Origin of the sequence: Cellulophaga sp. RHA_52 (genome assembly GCF_007827205.1) — a bacterium.
Classification (GTDB): Bacteria; Bacteroidota; Bacteroidia; order Flavobacteriales; family Flavobacteriaceae; genus Cellulophaga; species Cellulophaga lytica.
The window spans coordinates 1190001-1208238 of record NZ_VIRZ01000001.1; the positions used below are offsets into that span (position 1 = coordinate 1190001).

An 18238-nucleotide genomic window follows, 5' to 3' on the forward strand; every position below is an offset into this window, starting at 1 on the left:
GTATAAGAGCTGCTTATAAGTTTAGTGATAAATTTGCAGGTAAAGTGAATTTTGGCTATTTAAATGGTACAGATTGGGGAGCTGATAATGAAACCGATAAATTATTTAGAGGGTTTACTAGAGATGACTTGGATTATGACGGTGTAAACGTTTATGGTGATGAAGTAAGTCAGAATATGTTTAGTGTTGCACAAATACTTACTAAAACAATTGACCCTGAAACAGGAGAAACAATTTTGCCAGCTGGTGCAGAAGCATTGGTGCCTAGTGTAAATGTGAGTAGAACTGGATATAATGAAAAATATTTAACAGATTATAATGCAGAAAGTATAAAAGCAGATTGGGGTTTGTATTACAGGCCTTGGGAGAATGACTTTGAAATTTCTTATGTTGGTAAAGTAGGTTCTGGATCTACAATTTACCAAGGAGCAAACAGATATGCAATTGATGATTTCTTTTTGCAACAACATAAATTAGAAATTAAGAATGATAATTTCTTCTTAAGAGGGTATTTGACAGAAGATAAAGCTGGTGATTCTTATGATATGGTTTTTACAGGAATTAATATTAATAGAGCCTGGAAATCAGATCAACAATGGTTTGGTGAGTATGTTGGTACATATGTGTTAAGTACACTTGGCGGAGCAACGTCAGACCAAGCACATGCAGCAGCAAGAGCTCAAGCAGAATCTGGAAGATATTTACCAGGTACACCAGAGTTTCAAGCAGCATATGAAAGAAGTATAAATGATCCGGATTTAAGTTCTGGTTCTAAGTTTCAAGATAATTCAAAAATTTATCACGCAGATGCAAACTATAATTTTTCTGAAATAATTGAATTTGCAGATATTCAAGTGGGTGGATCTACAAGAACATATGAATTAAATTCTTCTGGTACAATTTATACGGATAATGATGGGCCTATTAGGTATTCTGAATTTGGTGTATATACACAAATACAGAAAAAATTATTAGAAGACCGTTTAAAGTTAACAGGTTCTTTACGTTATGATAAATCAGAATTGTTTGATGGTTTCTTCTCTCCTAGATTAGCAGCTGGCTATACATTAGGTGAAAATAAAAACCATAATTTAAGAGCCTCTTTTCAAACAGGATTTAGAAATCCAACTACGCAAGATTTATATATTGGTTTAGATGTAGGTAGAGCTATTTTAATTGGAGGAGCTAAAGATAACTTAGAAAGAGATGTTAGAACATACGGTGTTAGTCAAGAGGCGCAAGATAATCTTGGTCAGCCTGCAACTATAGAAAAATCAGGAGATGGTGCTTACAATAATTCTTATTTAGCAAGTTCATTACAGGCTTTTGGAGCTTCAGGAAACCCTGCAGATTTAAAAGTGGCAAACTCTAATTTGGCAAAACCAGAACAAGTAACTTCTTTTGAGTTAGGCTACAGAGGTAAAGTAAGTGATGTAGTTATAGATTTAAGTGGATATTATAATATTTATAAAGACTTCCTATCTAATGAAACAGTAGTTTCTACGTATTATGGAGAGGCAGGAGATAATAGTTTGTCTGTTTTGGCATTGGCTAACGGAGATTATCAAGCATACCAGACATACACTAATTCTGAAGCAAATGTAAATTCTTATGGAGCTACATTAGGTATAGATACTAAAGTTTTAGGAGGATTTGATTTAGGAGCAAATTATACATATTCTAAGTTAGATTTTGATCAAGAGGCAAACCCTGATTTTAGAACAAACTTTAACACTCCAGAACATAAGTTTAAAGCTAATTTTGGTAAAACTGATTTATTTGAAAATATTGGTTTTAATGTAGCTTACAGGTGGAGTGATTCTTATTTCTGGGAAGCATCATTTGGAGACGGGCAAGTACCTTCTTTTAGCGTGTTAGATGCTCAGGTTAACTTTACTGTTCCAAGTTTAAAATCTAATTTTAAAGTTGGTGCATCTAACTTATTAGGTGATGAGTATTTTACAGCTTTTGGTACAGGTTATGTAGGATCTCAATACTATGTTTCTTGGACAATTAATAATTTATAAGATTTAAATATGAAAACTAAATATATATGGCTAGTAGCCGCAATGGTAGCATTTTCTTCTTGTAGTGATGATGATGATTCGTCTACAATGACTGAGGAGCAATTACCTGAATTAACAGCAGGATCTGCAGATTTTTCAAACTATATTTCTTTAGGAGCCTCTTTTACTGCTGGTTATACAGATGGAGCACTTTTTAAGGCAACGCAGGAAATGTCTTTCCCAAATATACTTTCTCAAAAATTTGCAAGTGTAGGAGGAAGTACAACATTTAATCAGCCTTTAACTAATGATAATTTTGGTGGATTAGCTTTAAATGGAGATAGAATTGCAGATCCAAGATTGGTTTTTGGAGGTGCAGGACCAGTGCCACTTGAGGCAGCACTTGGGGCGCCTGTTACAGTTACAACAGATGTACTATTAAATAATCCAACAGGACCTTTTCAGAATATGGGTGTTCCTGGAGCTAAAAGTTTTCACTTGCTAGCAAACGGTTATGGTAATATTTCTAATTTGTCTGCAGGAGCAGCTAATCCGTATTTTGTTAGAATGACAGGTAGTACGCCAGATGCAAGTATGTTAGAATTAGCAGTTGCACAAAGCCCTACTTTTTTTACGTTATCAGAAATAGGGGGTAATGATGTTTTAGGTTTTGCGGTTTCTGGTGGGTCTGGTGTAGACCGTACAGGAGATCCTAATGCGGCAAATTATGGTCCAAATGATATTACAGATCCAGGTCTTTTTCAAGTGGCATTAACTGGTATGGTAGATGCACTTACAGCTAATGGGGCAAAAGGGGCAGTTGCAAATGTGCCTTACATTACTAGTCTACCTCATTTTACAACTGTACCTTATAATCCGCTTCCAATGGATGAGGCAACGGCTACACAAGTAAATAATGGTTATGCTCAGTACAATGGTGGTTTGCAAACAATGGTTACAATAGGGCAAATAGACGAAGCAGAAGCAGAAGCACGTACAATAAAATTTGTAGCATCTTCAGCTAATGCAGTGGTTATAGAAGATGAAGATTTAACAGATTTGTCTGCATTTGGATTACCAAGTTACAGACACGCAACAGCAGATGATTTGTTAGTATTACCAGCATCATCTTTTATTGGTACACGAGTTAATGATGACCCAACAATGGTAAACGGTGTATCTGTTCCATTAGAAGATAAATGGGTTTTAGTAGCTAGTGAGTTAGCATCAATTAATGCAGCAACAGATGCGTACAATGCTGCTATAGCTTCAGTTGTATCTGCAAAAGGCTTGGCATTAGTAGATTTAAATTCGGTTCTTTCTCAGGCTTCAGAAACAGGAATTACTTTTGATGATTATACAATGAATACTGATTTAGTTTTTGGAGGTTTAGTTAGTTTAGATGGTATACATTTAACATCTAGAGGCTATGCATTAATGGCTAATAAATTTTTAGAAGCTATTGATGCTACATACGAATCTAATTTTGTAGCGTCTAAAACATTAGCAAAAGCAGCTAATTACCCAACAACGTTTTCTCCTGCATTGCAGTAAAGCGTAAAATTTTATACATTTTAAAAAGCGCCTTATTTTATAAGGCGCTTTTTTGATAAAACCTTTATAAGAATTAAAAGGTTTTAGATAAGTTAAAAAAACAATAAAAAGTAGTTTTTATTTAAATTTGAAAAACTTATCTTTGCACCCTGAAAAACACAGGGTCTGTATTACAGGGTTTTATGTTTTTTAAAAACAAAAAAAATTATATATAAATAAATACTGATAGCAATGTCTAAAGTTACAGGTAAAGTTTCCCAAATTATTGGCCCAGTTATAGATGTGGAGTTCCAAGCAGGGGTAGATCTTCCAAAAATTTATGATTCATTAGAAATTAAAAAAGCAGATGGATCAATTTTGGTTTTGGAAGTACAATCACACATTGGTGAGAACACAGTAAGAACTATATCTATGGATTCTTCTGATGGTTTAAGTCGTGGAGCAGAGGTTAATGCAACAGGAAGCGCTATACAAATGCCAGTTGGAGATGACGTTTACGGACGTTTATTTAACGTAATTGGAGACGCTATTGATGGTCTTGGGAATTTACCAAAATCTGGTAAAGATGGTTTGCCAATACACAGAGAGGCACCAAAATTTGAAGACTTATCTACTTCTACAGAAGTATTATTTACAGGTATTAAAGTAATTGACCTTATTGAGCCTTATGCAAAAGGTGGTAAGATTGGTTTATTTGGAGGTGCCGGAGTAGGTAAAACAGTATTAATTCAGGAATTAATTAACAACATTGCAAAAGGTCACGGTGGACTTTCTGTATTTGCTGGTGTAGGTGAGCGTACTCGTGAGGGTAACGATTTACTACGTGAGATGTTAGAGTCTGGTATTATTAAATACGGAGATGACTTTATGCACTCTATGGAAGAAGGTGGTTGGGATTTATCTAAAGTTGATAAATCTGTAATGAAAGATTCTAAAGCAACCTTTGTATTTGGACAAATGAATGAGCCACCAGGAGCACGTGCACGTGTTGCATTATCTGGTTTAACTATTGCAGAATATTTCCGTGATGGAGCAGGTGAAGGTCAAGGTAAAGATGTACTTTTCTTTGTGGATAACATTTTCCGTTTTACACAAGCTGGTTCTGAGGTATCTGCATTACTTGGTCGTATGCCATCTGCGGTAGGTTACCAACCAACATTAGCAACAGAAATGGGTGCTATGCAAGAGCGTATTACATCAACAAAAAGAGGTTCTATTACATCTGTACAGGCGGTTTACGTACCTGCGGATGATTTAACGGATCCAGCACCGGCAACTACCTTTGCTCACTTAGATGCAACAACAGTATTGTCTCGTAAAATTGCAGAGTTAGGTATTTACCCAGCGGTAGATCCATTAGATTCTACTTCTAGAATCTTAGCTCCAGAAATTTTAGGAAAAGATCACTACTCTTGTGCACAACGTGTAAAAGAGTTGTTACAACGTTATAAAGAATTACAAGATATTATTGCTATCCTTGGTATGGAAGAATTATCTGAGGAAGATAAAATGGCAGTTGGTAGAGCAAGACGTGTACAACGTTTCTTATCTCAGCCTTTCCACGTAGCAGAGCAATTTACAGGTCTTAAAGGTGTTTTAGTAGATATCAAGGATACTATTAAAGGATTTAATATGATTATGGATGGTGAATTAGATCACTTACCAGAATCTGCATTTAACCTTAAAGGTACTATTGAAGAAGCTATAGAAGCAGGAGAAAAAATGCTTGCTGAAGCATAAATAATACATAATATTACGTGTTAGTTAATTGCTTGCACGTAATATTAACTACTTAATACTTTTATAATTATGTATTTAGAAATTGTATCACCAGAAGCTACATTATTTGCAGGAGAAGTTGTTTCTGTAACTGTACCTGGTATAAATGGAGATTTTCAAATGTTATCTAATCACGCACCAATTGTATCATTATTACAGCAAGGTACGGTTAAGATTCAAGGAAATGTATCTATAGATGAAGCTTTTGAGGGTAAATTCTCTAAAGGTTCTAACGGGGAAACTGTTTTACCAATAAATAGTGGTACTATAGAAATGAAAGATAATAAAGTTATTGTACTAGCGGATTAAGTATAAGTAACTCTACTAAATAAATATAAACGTGAAGCTAAATGCTTCACGTTTTTTTATGCCTTACTTTTAAATTGTGATTTTTTATACGTTTAAAATCTTATTTGTAAGAAAATATATTAAATTTTAAATATTCAAATGAATTTTCTTACATTGACAAAACCATATATAGGCTTTTGCTCGTATATCAATAAAAATAAAAGTAGCGTATAACGGCGTAATAATATTTATTTTATTATTGGAGTTAGTATCTGTAATAAAAGTAAAGCGTAAAGTAACTACTTTGCGCTTTTTTATTTTTATACTTTTTTAATTACATTGGTAACAATGCCCCAAATTATAAAGTTGTTTTCTTCAGTAATTTTTATTGGTTTGTAATTGGGATTTTCTGGTTGTAACCAAACTAAATTATTTTCAACTTTTAATCTTTTTACAGTAAACTCACCATCTAAATAGCAAACAGCAATTTTGTTATGTGCTGGTTCTAAGCTTCTATCTATAACTAATAGATCGTTATCTTCTAGTCCAGCACCAATCATAGATTCTCCGCTTACTCTTGCAAAAAAAGTAGCTTCAGGGTTTTTAATTAGTTCTTTGTCTAGGCTTATTCTGTTTTCTTTAAAATCATCAGCCGGAGACGGAAAGCCCGCAGAAATACCAGTATCCACAAAAATATTAGTGCTTTTTGAGGAAGCATCAACAGAGAAAAAAGTAAGATGTGTTTTATTTATCACGCTTATTTTACTTTTATAATGTCATTAAAACTTGTAGTGTATTTAGGAGATAAGTGTTTTTGCTTCATTTTCCAAGTACGTTCCAAATCTTGATTGGCTATTTTTAGTTTTTGGTCGCCATATTTAAAATTTAATTTATCTATAGCTTTCATTAGAGGTTTGTGTTTTGGATTTTCTGAGGTAAACAAATGCAATTGGTGATTGTTTGTAGGGACTAGGCCGGTTACAATAACACCAGCACGCTTGTACTTAACACCAGGTTTGTATATGCGTTCTACAGCTTTTATAGCGGCATTACTAATTGCTAAACTAGAATCTGTTGGGTAAGACATACTAACATTAAACGTGCCTCTATGCTGCTCTGTGTCTTTTTTGTGTTTGTCGCTACTTAATAAAACAACAATCATGTGACAGCTAGAATTTTGTTTGCGTAATTTTTCTGCACAACTGGTGGCAAAAGTAGATATGCGCTCTTTTATATTCTCTAAATCAGAGAAAGTATGTTCAAAACTTCTTGTAGTGGCAATAGATTTTTTATTTTCTTTAATTTCTAAATCTAAGGTAGGTATACCTTCTAAATCTTTTTTTAATTTCCACTCTGTTATAGAAAAGTTTTTACGCACCCAATTATCGGGTAAATTAACAAAGTCTAAAGCTGTTTTGCAGTTTTTAATAGCTAAGCGTTTATGTAGTCTTCTTCCAATGCCCCAAACATCTTCAAGCTTTATCCATTTTAAAGCTTTAAGTCGTTTTTCTTCTGTATCAATAACATAAGTACCATTTGTTTGTTTTGGAAACTTACGGGCAATTTTGTTTGCTACTTTGCTAAGCGCTTTTGTTGGGGCAATACCAACGCAGGTAGGTATGCCAGTCCATTTTAAAACACGGTCTCTTATTTCTGTTCCATAGGTAGTAAAATTGTAATTATTAAAGCCTTTAAACTGCATAAAAGCTTCATCAATACTATATACTTCTACATCTGGAGAAAATTGTTGTAAAATAGTCATAACACGACTACTCATATCTCCGTATAATGAATAATTTGATGAAAAAACCTGAACTTTATTAGCTGTAAAAAAACTTTTATACTTAAATGCAGGAGCTCCCATTGGTAAGCCAAGAGCTTTGGCTTCATCGCTTCTAGAGATTACACAGCCATCATTATTGCTTAAAATTGCAATAGGTTTACCTTGTAAGCTTGGGTTAAAAACCCGCTCACAGGAGGCATAAAAATTGTTACAATCTACTAGTGCATACATTGCTACAAAGGTACAAGATTTGCACTTTATATTTATGCGTGCACTAGTAGTATGTGTTAATTATAGATTTATTTTTTTAGATACATTATTTGGTAATGCATCTTTATGCACCATAACGCTTATTGCTTTTAGTCGCATATAAGCTTCACTAAAATACACATAACCATTATGTGTTGTTCTGTTAGGGTCTGTACCCCAACTGTTTTTTACTTTGTAGTATTTTGTTCCGTTTTGATCTTTTAAAACACCTGTTATGTGCATTAAATGATCATCTGTAGTTGTAAAGTTTTCAAACTCGTTTTGTCTGTAAGTTTGTGTAATTTTTAGCTCTGGGTAAATGCCTTCTAAAGCTTTTTTGTTGTTTTCGTAATCTGCAGGCACTACAGCAACTCCGTGTTTAGATGAAAAAGTACGTTCGCTAACATCGCAATCTAACTCAACTGTAAAACCGTTTTCTAGAGCATTGTCAATAGTGTGTATCATTTCGTCTAAAGTAACGTTGTACATACTACCGTTACTCCAGTTGTCTGGTATATTTAATATAAACGAACTATAAAATGGTGCGTGTGTAAATGATGTAATTGTAACATAATCTTCTGGTACAATTTTAGTCATTTTTAAAAATGAAGCAGGTGTATATTCCTTTCCTTGGTATGTAAAAGATGTTTTATTTGCTCCTAAATACACATCTAAAACGGCATTTACAGCTTTAGACCAGTTTTTGCTTAGTTCACCAGCAGGGTTTTCTGCATATGTTTTTACCATAGCTTCTAGCACTGCAACCAATTCTGCGTGATTGTGAAAAGTGCTATTTTCTAAAAGTCCGTTGTATGCTTCTTGTGGCACAAGACCATAATTTTTAACCGAGTTAATTACATCGTGTGCTAGTCCACCTTCGCTAAATTGAGCTTTGCCTTGTCTCATTACAAAGTTTTCTGCCTTTTTAGGGTATGTATTGCGTACAGTATACATCTCAGACAAATCTATTTTGTTGCCTGTAAGTCGTATAATTTCCGATTCTAAAAATGAAGAAGTAGAAAAACTCCAACAAGTTCCAGTAGCACCTTGGCTAATAACAGGTGTTGTTTCTAAATCTATAACATCTGTAAATTTGTATGCTTCTTGCGCGTTTATAGCGCCTATGGCAAGCATAAAGCCAAGGCTAAAAAGTAATTTTCGCATAGTGTTCTTAATTGATTAGTGCTTTGTGGTTAGCGTGTTTTTTTTATTGATTAAAAGATTTTATGTATTCTATAATCTCTTTACTCTCGTATTTTTTAGCAAAATCTAAAGCAGATTGCTTGTCACTGTTTCTAACTCTAATTTGTACACCTGCTTTAACAAGATCTTTTGCCATTGCCAACCTGTTGTATTTAGCAGCATACATAAAAGGAGTTTTATTGTTGCACGTTTTTTCAACACTAGCATTTTGTGCTATTAGCTCTGCAAAACAAGATTTTGCGTTAAGTTTTATAGAAAGTGTTAGTAGCGTGTATTCAGATTCTTCTAGCTTAAAGCAACTATTAATATTTTTTGATGTTATTTGCTTTTTAAGTTCTGTAACATTGTCAGTCTCTAAAACACTTTTAATGTCGCTGTTTATTTCTTGAGCACTTGCATAAGTAGAAATAACAAGTAGGATTGTAAAAAATAGGGTTTTCATTATTTTGGGTTTATTTAATTTAACTAAGTGTTTATATAAAACGTTAGTGGGTTAAATTTATTCTTTTTCTTTTACATATTCTAAAATATCTGATGGTTGGCACGATAAAGCTTTGCAGATTGCATCTAAAGTTGAAAAACGTATTGCTTTTGCTTTACCAGATTTTAAAATAGATAAGTTTGCTTCTGTAATATTTATAATTTTAGCTAGCTCTTTACTTTTTATATTTCGTTTAGCCAATATTACATCTAGTTTTACAATAATTGGCATAGTTTATATAGTTAAGTCGTTTTCTTGTTTTAAGCTAATAGATTGTTTTATTATAGAAGCTTGTATGTTAAAAAAGAAACCAATTATTAAAATAAAGAGAATTAAAACTTTGTCGCTATCATAAAGTAGCTCTATGGTCTGGCTAAATAAAATTTTCTTTGCAAATGCAATTAGAAGCATTAGGATAGAGGCTATTGAAGACATAATCAGATAATTACCTGATTTTTTTAGAAATAATGAAATGTTTTTTTGAAAATATCTCTCGTTAAGCATCAATCTAGCTACTTTTCTCAAAAAGTAGATACCTATAATAAGTAGTGCATAACTAATTATAGATAAGCCAATTATTAATATTGAAAATAGACCCCAATTTTCAACAATTTGGTCATCCATATTTATGGAACCGAAACCTAAAGGAACTACTAAGAATGCACTTATGGATGTTAAGCATAAGCAAAAAAATAAAATATCTATTAGGGTTTTAAATAAAATAGTTTTCTTCATAATGGCTATTTATTATTGTTTTTCGATAACAAATATAGATAAATTATTGAATAACAATAATTTTTTTATTTTATTTTAAAAATCATCTATTTGTATCTTTGCCAAATGCTACCACAAAAACTTCAGAAAAAACTAGAAGAGCGACAACAGAATATGTCATTGCGTGTATTACCTATGTATAAGCAGTTGGTAGATTTTTCTTCTAACGACTATTTAGGGTTTTCTGGCAATGCATCAATTTTTAGCGCTACACACAAATACTTGGTAGATAGTAGTTTTTTGCAAAACGGGGCAACTGGCTCTAGGTTGCTATCGGGTAATCATAATTTGTATGGTGAGCTAGAGAATAAATTGACATTGTTTCACCAATCTAAAGCAGCAATAGTTTACAATTCTGGTTATGATGCTAATATTGGTTTTTTTAGTTGTGTACCGCAGCGTGGAGATTTAGTTTTTTATGACGAGTATATACACGCAAGTATAAGAGACGGTATTGCAATGAGTAATGCCAAGACATATAAATTTAAGCATAACAATATTGCAGATTTAGAAAATTTAGTAGAAAGGCATACTGCTGCTGTTAAAGATAATAATAGTGCTGTTTACGTAGTTACAGAATCTGTTTTTTCTATGGATGGCGATTCTCCAAACTTAAAAGAAATGGCATTATTCTGTAAAGAACATAAACTATTTTTTGTGGTAGATGAAGCACACGCTGTTGGTGTTTTTGGTGACTTAGGCCAAGGTTTGGTACAGCAACAAAATATAGTAGATTTGGTTTTTGCGCGCATTATAACATTTGGTAAAGCTTTAGGTTGCCACGGGGCAGCTATATTAGGTAGTGCTGAGTTAAAGAGCTATTTGGTTAATTTTTCGCGTAGTTTTATATATACAACAGCTTTAGCACCGCATAGTTTAGCTACAATTTTACAGTCGTACTATTTTTTAGAAAGTAAAGAAGGTAAAGTTCAACAACAACTTTTGCAAAATGCAGTTAAGGTTTTTAAAAGTAAAGTTGAAAGTAGTAAACTAAAGCAGCATTTTATTACTAGTAACTCGGCAATACAATGTTGTTTAATTTCAGGAAATAATAGGGTAAAAAGTATAGCTAAAAAACTTGAAGAAAACGGATTTAATGTAAAGGCAATACTATCTCCAACAGTGCCGCAAGGTCAAGAACGATTGCGTTTTTGTTTGCACGCTTACAATACACCAAAAGAAATAGAAAAAGTAATAACCGTTTTGCATAATTATATAAAAGAATGAGTCAGAAATTTTACAAATTAGCTGCATTTGAGTATTTAGCAGATACAGTTATCATAAAAGGTAAGCTAGAGTCAGAGGGTATACAAGTTTTTTTAAAGGATGAAAACACGGTAAACTCAGACCCATTAATTAGCAATGCAATTGGCGGAATTAAACTTTTGGTTTTAGAAGAAGATAAAAATAAAGCATTAGAAATTTATAATGAAATTAGAAGCTATGCTGTAGATGATAACGGAAAACCTTTAGTGTGCCCAAACTGTAAAGCAGAAAAGCTAGAAGGCTATTACTCCAGAAAAGGAATTTTTTATAAGTTGTTCCCTTTTTTTGAAAAAAGAAAATTCCGTTGTTTTAACTGCAATATAGTTTCATAAACTACAATACAATGAAAACAAAACAAATATTTGTAACTGGTATATCTACAGAAGTTGGTAAAACAGTGGCTTCTGCAATATTAACAGAGGCGTTAGAAGCAGATTATTGGAAACCAATACAGGCGGGAGATTTAGATACGTCTGACAGTCACAAAATAGCAGATTTTATTTCTAACTCTAAAACGGTAATACATAAAAATAGTTACGCTTTACAAGCACCTATGAGTCCGCATGCAGCGGCAGAAATAGACGGTGTAGTAATAGAGGTAGATAAAATAGTAGCGCCAAAAACAGATAACAATTTAATTATAGAAGGTGCTGGTGGGTTGTTGGTTCCTTTAAATGATAATGATACCATTTTAGATATTATAGATCCTAGTTACCAAGTTGTAGTGGTGTCTAGACACTATTTAGGCAGTATAAATCATACTTTATTAACGGTAAATTATTTAGAAGAACGTGGTTTTAAAGTTTCTATAATTTTTAGTGGAGAAGAACATAAAACAACAGAAAGTATTATACTATCTAAAACAAATGCAAAACTTATAGGCCGTATAGAAGAAGAGCCATATTTTGATAAAAATGTAATAAAAGAATATGCAGATTTGTTTAGAGATAACCTGTAAAATATAGGTTGGTTTGTATATTTGTCAAAAATTAAAATCTATGCATGTTAACTAAAGCACATGGTATAGATATCTACTAATAAAATAAATGCATAAGTCCTAACACTATTAGGATGGCATACAGCTTATGAACCTTACAGAAAGAGATAAAAAACACTTGTGGCACCCGTTAACGCAACATAAATTACACAATACAATGTTGCCTATTGTAAAAGCAAAAGGGGCAGTGTTAACAGATGATAAAGGAAATGATTATATAGATGGAATATCTTCATGGTATACTTCTGTGTACGGGCATTGTAATGACTATATTTTAGAAAAAGTTGGTGCTCAAATGCAACAGTTAGACCAGGTTGTATTTAGTGGTTTTACGCATAAGCCAGCTATAGAGCTGTCTGAAGAATTGATAAAAATACTGCCTAATAATCAGGAAAAATTGTTTTTCTCAGACAACGGTTCTACTTCTACAGAAATAGGAATTAAAATGGCATTGCAGTATCATTTTAATAATGGAGAAAAGCGTAATGTTATGTTGGCTTTTGAAGACGGATTCCACGGAGATACTTTTGGCGCAATGTCTGTGTCTAGTTTATCTGTTTATAATGGTCCTTTTGAAGATTTTTTTATTGATGTAGAACGTATTCCTGTACCTACAGAAGATAATGTAGAAGCTATTTTATCTCAGATTGAAGAGTTGGTTAATACTAAAGCTATTGCGGGTTTTGTTTATGAGCCTTTAGTGCAAGGAGCTGCAGCAATGAAAATGCATAATGCAGAAGGTTTAAATAAAATTCTACAGACCTTAAAAAAGCACAATGTACTTTTGGTTGCAGATGAAGTAATGACTAGTTTTGGTAAAACAGGTAAGTATTTTGCGTCAGATTATATAGATGTTAAACCAGATGTTATATGTATGTCAAAGGCGTTAACAGCAGGTTTACTACCAATGGCAGTTACTAGCTGTACGCAGCAAGTTTATGATGCTTTTTATGATGACGATATTTCTAAAGGATTATTTCATGGACATACATATACTGCAAATCCTTTGGCTTGTGCAGCTGCGTTAGCAGGTTTAGAGTTGCTTCAATCTACAGAAATGCAAGATAATATTGCCAGAATTACAGCCTCTCACAAGCAATTTAATGAGGAGGTTAAAAACCACCCTAAAGTTGGTGCTACAAGGCAATTGGGAGTTATTTATGCATTAGATCTTAATATAAAAATGGAGCGCTATGGTAATTTAAGAGATAAATTATTTAAGCATTTTATGGATTCTGGAGTGTTTTTACGTCCGTTAGGAAATACCATTTATATTTTGGCGCCTTTTGTAACTACAGATGAGCAACTTCAAAAAATATATAACTCAATTAAAGAAGCACTAGAAATAGTTTAAGTATGAGTATTTACATTACGGCACTAGCATCTATTTCTCCTTTAGGAACTTCCTTAAGTGAGGTTTGGGAGAGTTATAAAAACGATGCACATTTACTGCAAGAAAAAAATATAGGAAATCAAAAAAGTTGGGTTGCAGCTTTAAGTGATGAAGCTAAACAAGAAATTGAAGCTTTGAAAAACTCGGACTTAAAATATAAAAGTTTAGATGATACTGTTTTGTTTGCTATGTACGCGTCACGTAAAGCGTTAGAGCAAGCTGGCTGGACATCTAAAGATAATTTTGGTGTAAATTTTGGTTCGTCTCGTGGTGCAACAGCTCTGTTTGAAAAATATCATAGAGAGTTTTTAGAAAAAGATAAAGCATCAACTTTATCATCACCAACAACAACATTGGGTAATATCTCTTCTTGGGTAGCCCATGATTTACAAACGCAAGGCCCAGAAATATCGCACTCTATTACTTGTTCTACGGCATTACATTCTTTGTTAAATGGTGTTGCTTGGGTAAAAAGCGGAATGGCAAATAAATTTTTAGTAGGTGGTAGTGAGGCTCCTTTAACACCCTTTACCATTGCGCAAATGAAAGCTTTAAAAATTTACGCAAGAGGCGCAGATACGTATCCGTGTAAAGCTTTTGATCTGGCAAAAGACCAAAATACTATGGTTTTGGGAGAAGGTGCCGCGGTAATTGGTATAGAAAACGGAAATAAAAAAAATGCCCTGGCAGAAATTATAGGTGTTGGTTACGCTACAGAAGTTTTAAAACATAATATTTCTATTTCTTCTGACGCAGTATGTTTTCAACGTTCTATGAAAATGGCTTTAGAAGGAGTAGACCCAGATGACGTAGATGTTATTGTAATGCATGCACCAGGTACAATTAAAGGAGATTTATCAGAAATTGAAGCAATAAAGAAAATTTTTTGTAACAAAACACCAGCATTAACTACAAATAAGTGGAAGATAGGTCATTCTTTTGGCGCTTCAGGGATGTTAAGTATAGAGCTAGCAATAGCAATGTTACAAAAACAAGAATTTATAAAAGTTCCTTTTGTAGATTATACAGAAATTCCAAAGAGCATAAAAAAGGTGCTAATAAATGCTGTTGGCTTTGGTGGTAACGCTGTAAGTATTTTATTGCAAAAAACTTTTTAAAACTAGTCATTAGCTAAGTTGTATTTTACTATCTTTCACAAACCAAACTAAATTTATATTTATGGGAGAATGGTATGCAAGCTTAGAGTTGTTTCCAAAAGTGTACTGGAGTATTGCCTTAATTGGCTCTGTGGTAATGATTGTTTTTTTGTTGCTAACCTTAATTGGTGGTGATGTAGATGGTGTAGACGGTGATGTAGATGCAGAAGTAGAAGGTGATTCTGGAATTGGATTTCAATTTTTATCTATTAAAAACTTATCAGGATTTTTTGCCATTTTTGGATGGACAGGCATTGCTTGTATAGAAGCAGGCTTTTCTAATGTACTAACTATATTAATTTCTGTTATTTGTGGTTTGTTAATGATGCTGTCTATGGCTGCATTATTTTATTACCTAAGTAAATTGCAAAGTAGCGGAACACTACGCTTAAAAAATGCTTTAGGTCAAGTTGGTGAAGTGTACCTAACTATAGGGGCAAACAGAAGCTTTATGGGTAAAGTAAGTATAACAGTGCAAGGATCTTTGCGTGAGCTAGAAGCACTTACAGATGAAACTGTGAATCTTACACAGGGTAATGTTGTTAAAGTAGAAGACATTACAGATAACGGAATTTTAATTGTTAAATTATTAAATAAATAACCATATGATTTTAGTACCCCTACAGTTGGGCGGTAATGCCAGTTTAATTGGTACTGCAGTAGCCATTTTATTCCTTTTTATAATTATAATCTCGTTTATACGTAGATACAAACGATGTCCTTCAGACAGGATTTTAGTTGTATACGGTAAAGTCGGCGGCGGAAATTCAGCCAAATGTATACACGGTGGAGCGGCTTTTATTGTGCCAGTTGTACAAGATTATGAATTTTTAGATTTAACACCTATTTCTATAGAGGTTAATCTAGTAAATGCATTAAGTAAGCAAAATATACGTGTAAATGTACCATCTAGATTTACAATTGGTATATCTACAGAGCCTGGAGTTATGCAAAATGCAGCCGAGCGTTTATTAGGGTTAGGTCAAAGTCAAATTCAAGATTTAGCTCAGGAAATTATTTTTGGTCAATTACGTTTAGTAGTTGCTTCTATGGATATAGAAGAAATTAATAATGATAGAGATAAGTTTTTAACTAACATATCTCAGAGTGTAGAAACAGAGTTAAAGAAAGTAGGTCTAAAGCTTATTAACGTAAATATTACAGATATTGTTGATGAGTCTGGATATATTGAAGCTTTAGGTAAAGAGGCAGCTGCACACGCAATTAACGCAGCACGTAAATCTGTTGCAGAAAAAACAAGAGATGGTTCTATTGGCGAGGCTAATGCTTTACAAGATGAGCGTACGCAGGTGGCAGCAGCAAATGCACAAGCTGTAGAAGGTGAAAACATTGCAAAAATTAATGTTGCAAATTCAGATTCTTTACGTCGTCAAAGAGAAGCGGAAGCAGAACGTACTGCAATTGCATCAGAAAAAGTACAATCTGCAAAAGCATTAGAGGAATCTTACGCAGCAGAAAAAGATGCTGAACTTGCAAGAGCAGAACGTGTACGTAGCTCGCAAATGGCAGATATAGTTGTACCTGCAGAAATAGATAAGAAAAAAGTAGAGATAGATGCAGAAGCAGATGCAGAGCGTACAAGACGTTTAGCAAAAGGTGAAGCAGATGCAATCTTATTTAAAGCACAAGCAGAAGCACAAGGTATTTTAGAGGTTTTAACTAAGCAAGCACAAGGTTTAGATGAAATTGTAAAAGCAGCTGGCGATAACCCTAAAGATGCTGTACTTTTATTAGTGGCAGATAAATTACCAGAATTGGTTAAAACACAGGCCGAAGCTATTAAAAATATTAAAATTGATAAGGTTACCGTTTGGGATTCTGGAACAAAAACAGCAGATGGTAAAGGTTCTACTGCTAACTTTATTTCTGGTATGTACAAATCTGTACCACCACTACAAGAAATGTTTAATATGGCTGGTATGCAGTTACCAGAATATTTAAAAGGTAAGGATGTAGAGACTGTTGATGTTAAGGAAGAATCTTCTGATAAGGACGACAGTAAATAGTTAAATTTTTAAATAAATTGAATAAAAATGAACCATTAGAGTATATCTTTTGGTTCATTTTTTTATTTAAAAAACCTTTATTGGGATTTAATTGGTAAATAGGCTATTTTTGACAACTGATTTAAAATAATCGTATGAGCGAAGTAAGACACAACTGGAGCAAGCAAGAAATTTTAGATATATATAATAAACCGTTAATGGATTTGCTTTACGAAGCAGCTACAATTCATAGACAAGAACATGATCCTAACACTGTACAAGTATCTACTTTGTTATCTATAAAAACAGGTGGTTGTCCTGAAGATTGTGGATATTGTCCACAAGCGGCTAGGTATCATACAGATGTTGAAGGCAATGATTTAATGTCGGTACAACAAGTAAAAGCACAAGCTTTACGTGCAAAATCTTCTGGAAGTTCTAGAGTTTGTATGGGGGCAGCTTGGCGTAATGTTAAAGACGGTCCAGAATTTGACCAAGTACTAGAAATGGTGCGTACTATAAACAAACTAGATATGGAGGTTTGTTGTACACTTGGTATGATTACAGAAAATCAAGCACAAAGACTAGCAGAAGCTGGTTTGTATGCATATAACCATAACTTAGATACCTCAGAAGATTACTATAAAGATGTAATTTCTACTCGTGCTTTTGAAGATAGATTAGATACTATTGAAAATGTACGTAAAACTAACGTTACTGTGTGTAGTGGAGGTATTATAGGTATGGGAGAGGCTTTAGAAGACAGAGCAGGTATGCTAGTTGCACTATCTACTTTAAGTCCACAACCAGAATCAGTACCAATTAACGCATTAGTAGCAGTAGAGGGTACGCCAATGGAGGATATAGAGCCGGTATCTATCTGGGATATGGTGCGTATGGTAGCAACTACGCGTATTGTTATGCCAAATACTCAAGTAAGGTTATCTGCAGGTCGTACACAAATGAGTAGAGAAGGACAAGCAATGTGTTTCTTTGCTGGAGCAAATTCAATTTTTGCTGGAGATAAATTATTAACTACTCCTAATCCAGATGTAAACGAGGATATGGAAATGTTTAAAATGTTAGGCTTAAATCCACAAAAACCATTTACTAAAGTTTCTCAACCAAAAACAGTAGAGGCTCAGGATTCTGAGTATCAAAATTTAGGTGAAAAGCCAAAATGGACTAGACCAGGTCATAAGATAGAACGTAATGAAGCTGCTAAAGAAAAAGCAAAGCTTTCTAAGTAATAAGTTGCAATAAGTAACTCTTTTATACAGCCGCTATTTAATTTGTAATTAG

The 18238-nt window shown here is 33.5% G+C and carries 18 protein-coding genes (1 of these 18 running past the window's edge); 12 read left to right on the top strand and 6 right to left on the bottom strand.

Annotated elements, in window-relative coordinates; all coding sequences use genetic code 11:
- The 4 genes from JM80_RS05175 to JM80_RS05190 all read left to right on the top strand — a co-directional run.
- A protein-coding gene (locus JM80_RS05175) for a TonB-dependent receptor domain-containing protein (protein ID WP_144709386.1) crosses the window boundary here: on the top strand, positions 1-2027 show its 3' portion. 778 nt of this gene lie to the left of the window's left edge; only the last 2027 of its 2805 coding nucleotides appear in the window; the start codon falls outside the window, past its left edge; it ends in the stop codon at positions 2025-2027.
- Between the two features lie 9 nt (positions 2028-2036).
- Positions 2037-3560, top strand: a complete 1524-nt coding sequence (locus JM80_RS05180) for a G-D-S-L family lipolytic protein (protein WP_144709387.1) — start codon at positions 2037-2039, stop codon at positions 3558-3560.
- Positions 3561-3791: 231 nt separating this feature from the next.
- Positions 3792-5300, top strand: coding sequence for a F0F1 ATP synthase subunit beta (atpD, locus tag JM80_RS05185; protein ID WP_013620622.1), 1509 nt, complete (start codon positions 3792-3794; stop codon positions 5298-5300).
- A 69-nt stretch (positions 5301-5369) separates the two neighbouring features.
- A complete protein-coding gene (locus JM80_RS05190; RefSeq protein WP_013620621.1) occupies positions 5370-5648 on the top strand; it encodes a F0F1 ATP synthase subunit epsilon in 279 nt (92 codons plus the stop codon).
- A 299-nt stretch (positions 5649-5947) separates the two neighbouring features.
- On the opposite strand, the gene JM80_RS05195 is transcribed toward JM80_RS05190, so the two are convergent.
- Genes JM80_RS05195 through JM80_RS05220 form a run of 6 tightly spaced genes read right to left on the bottom strand, consistent with a single transcriptional unit; the run spans position 5948 to position 10078 of the window.
- Positions 5948-6382, bottom strand: a complete 435-nt coding sequence (locus JM80_RS05195; RefSeq protein WP_083653501.1) for a LexA family transcriptional regulator — start codon at positions 6380-6382, stop codon at positions 5948-5950.
- A 2-nt stretch (positions 6383-6384) separates the two neighbouring features.
- A complete protein-coding gene (locus JM80_RS05200; protein WP_144709388.1) occupies positions 6385-7641 on the bottom strand; it encodes a Y-family DNA polymerase in 1257 nt (418 codons plus the stop codon).
- A gap of 60 nt (positions 7642-7701) precedes the next feature.
- The gene (locus JM80_RS05205; RefSeq protein WP_144709389.1) at positions 7702-8823 is read right to left on the bottom strand and encodes a C1 family peptidase; all 1122 of its coding nucleotides are present in this window, start codon (positions 8821-8823) and stop codon (positions 7702-7704) included.
- A gap of 43 nt (positions 8824-8866) precedes the next feature.
- Positions 8867-9304, bottom strand: coding sequence for an ankyrin repeat domain-containing protein (locus JM80_RS05210; RefSeq protein WP_075694654.1), 438 nt, complete (start codon positions 9302-9304; stop codon positions 8867-8869).
- Positions 9305-9361: 57 nt separating this feature from the next.
- Positions 9362-9574 carry a helix-turn-helix transcriptional regulator gene (locus tag JM80_RS05215; RefSeq protein ID WP_144709390.1) on the bottom strand — a complete coding sequence of 71 codons (213 nt, stop codon included), beginning with the start codon at positions 9572-9574 and terminating at the stop codon, positions 9362-9364.
- 3 nt (positions 9575-9577) lie between these two features.
- Entirely contained in the window at positions 9578-10078 is a 501-nt protein-coding gene (locus JM80_RS05220) for a DUF2975 domain-containing protein (protein WP_075694652.1), read from the bottom strand.
- 105 nt (positions 10079-10183) lie between these two features.
- Here JM80_RS05220 and JM80_RS05225 point away from each other — a divergent pair, with 105 nt between their 5' ends.
- The 8 genes from JM80_RS05225 to bioB all read left to right on the top strand — a co-directional run bounded on the left by JM80_RS05225 (position 10184) and on the right by bioB (position 18186).
- Complete coding sequence (locus tag JM80_RS05225) at positions 10184-11344, top strand: pyridoxal phosphate-dependent aminotransferase family protein (protein ID WP_144709391.1); 1161 nt, start codon at positions 10184-10186, stop codon at positions 11342-11344.
- Positions 11341-11715: a DUF2007 domain-containing protein gene (locus tag JM80_RS05230; protein ID WP_077407357.1), complete on the top strand. Its 375-nt coding sequence runs from the start codon at positions 11341-11343 to the stop codon at positions 11713-11715. Before JM80_RS05225 ends, JM80_RS05230 begins: the two co-directional genes overlap by 4 nt.
- A gap of 11 nt (positions 11716-11726) precedes the next feature.
- On the top strand, positions 11727-12341 hold the full coding sequence (bioD, locus tag JM80_RS05235) for a dethiobiotin synthase (RefSeq protein ID WP_144709392.1): 615 nt from the start codon (positions 11727-11729) through the stop codon (positions 12339-12341).
- A gap of 127 nt (positions 12342-12468) precedes the next feature.
- Complete coding sequence (gene bioA / locus JM80_RS05240; protein ID WP_038505199.1) at positions 12469-13734, top strand: adenosylmethionine--8-amino-7-oxononanoate transaminase; 1266 nt, start codon at positions 12469-12471, stop codon at positions 13732-13734.
- A 2-nt stretch (positions 13735-13736) separates the two neighbouring features.
- Positions 13737-14891: a beta-ketoacyl synthase N-terminal-like domain-containing protein gene (locus tag JM80_RS05245; protein ID WP_144709393.1), complete on the top strand. Its 1155-nt coding sequence runs from the start codon at positions 13737-13739 to the stop codon at positions 14889-14891.
- 61 nt (positions 14892-14952) lie between these two features.
- Positions 14953-15531, top strand: coding sequence for a hypothetical protein (locus JM80_RS05250; protein WP_075694649.1), 579 nt, complete (start codon positions 14953-14955; stop codon positions 15529-15531).
- A 4-nt stretch (positions 15532-15535) separates the two neighbouring features.
- Positions 15536-16957: a flotillin family protein gene (locus JM80_RS05255; protein ID WP_144709394.1), complete on the top strand. Its 1422-nt coding sequence runs from the start codon at positions 15536-15538 to the stop codon at positions 16955-16957.
- A 134-nt stretch (positions 16958-17091) separates the two neighbouring features.
- The gene (gene bioB, locus JM80_RS05260; RefSeq protein WP_013620609.1) at positions 17092-18186 is read left to right on the top strand and encodes a biotin synthase BioB; all 1095 of its coding nucleotides are present in this window, start codon (positions 17092-17094) and stop codon (positions 18184-18186) included.
- Positions 18187-18238 lie beyond the last annotated feature (52 nt).